The organism is Kribbella capetownensis (genome assembly GCF_004331485.1).
Lineage (GTDB): Bacteria > Actinomycetota > Actinomycetes > Propionibacteriales > Kribbellaceae > Kribbella > Kribbella capetownensis.
Genome location: NZ_SJKD01000025.1, coordinates 1 through 1120, shown reverse-complemented (window position 1 = coordinate 1120; position 1120 = coordinate 1). Strand labels below are relative to the sequence as shown.

Here is a 1120-nt window from a genome sequence, read left to right as displayed (position 1 = left end):
CTAGCTGTACTGATCAGGCACGTTGGTTGAGAAAGTGTGACGACACGCGGTGAGTGTGGTTGATGCGTGAAGGCCTCCCGGCGTGGAGTGGAGCTGTCTAGGAACCGCTCCAACGACCGGGAGGTCTTCGTGTCCCACGCTAACGCTGCTTTGACCCCGCGCGCTCGTTTACGACTGGCGCGTCTGGTGGTTGATGATGGCTGGCCGATCACCCGCGCCGCGGAGAGGTTCGAGGTGTCCTGGCCGACCGCGAAACGCTGGGCCGACAGGTACCGAGAGCTCGGTCCGGCTGGCATGACCGACCGGTCGTCACGTCCACGCCGTCAGCCCAGCAAGACCCCGCCGAGCGTCGTACGGCGGATTGTGAGCCTGCGCCGCCGTCATCGCCTCGGCCCGGTCCAGCTCGCCGATCAGACCGGCGTACCCGCCTCGACCGTGCACGCCGTGCTGCGGCGGTGCCGGCTGAACCGGTTGTCCCACCTCGACCGACACACCGGCGAGCCGGTCCGCCGCTACGAGCACCCCCACCCCGGCGACATGCTGCACGTCGACGTTAAGAAGCTTGGCAACATCCCCGACGGCGGCGGCTGGCGCTACCTCGGCCGCGCCCAAGGTCTGAAGAACCGGGCCGCCACCCCCGGCAAACCCCGCAACGCCTCCTACAACAACAAGATCGGCACCGCGTTCGTGCACACCGTCCTCGACGACCACTCCCGCGTCGCCTACGCCGAAATCCACGACGACGAAACCGCCGCCACCGCAACCACCGTCCTGCGCAACGCCGTGGCCTGGTTCGCCGCGCGCGGCATCACCACCATCGAACGTGTGCTGTCCGACAACGGCTCGGCCTACCGCTCCCACCTCTGGCGCGACACCTGCACCGAACTCGGCATCACACCCAAGAAGACCCGGCCCTACCGCCCACAAACCAACGGCAAAATCGAGAGATTCCACCGCACCCTCGCCGACGGCTGGGCCTTCAAACAGCTCTACCCCACCGAACAAGCCCGCCGCACCGCCCTACCCGGCTGGCTCCACCACTACAACCACCACCGACCCCACACCGCCATCGGCAAAACCCCACCCATCACCCGCTTAACCAACCTCCCTGGGCAGTACA

At 67.1% G+C, this 1120-nt stretch carries 1 protein-coding gene; it reads left to right on the top strand.

Going from position 1 to position 1120, the window contains the following annotated elements:
* Nucleotides 1-129 precede the first annotated feature (129 nt).
* Nucleotides 130-1120 (top strand): IS481 family transposase (locus E0H75_RS42780; RefSeq protein ID WP_131519472.1); only part of this gene is annotated, 991 nt, incomplete at its 3' end.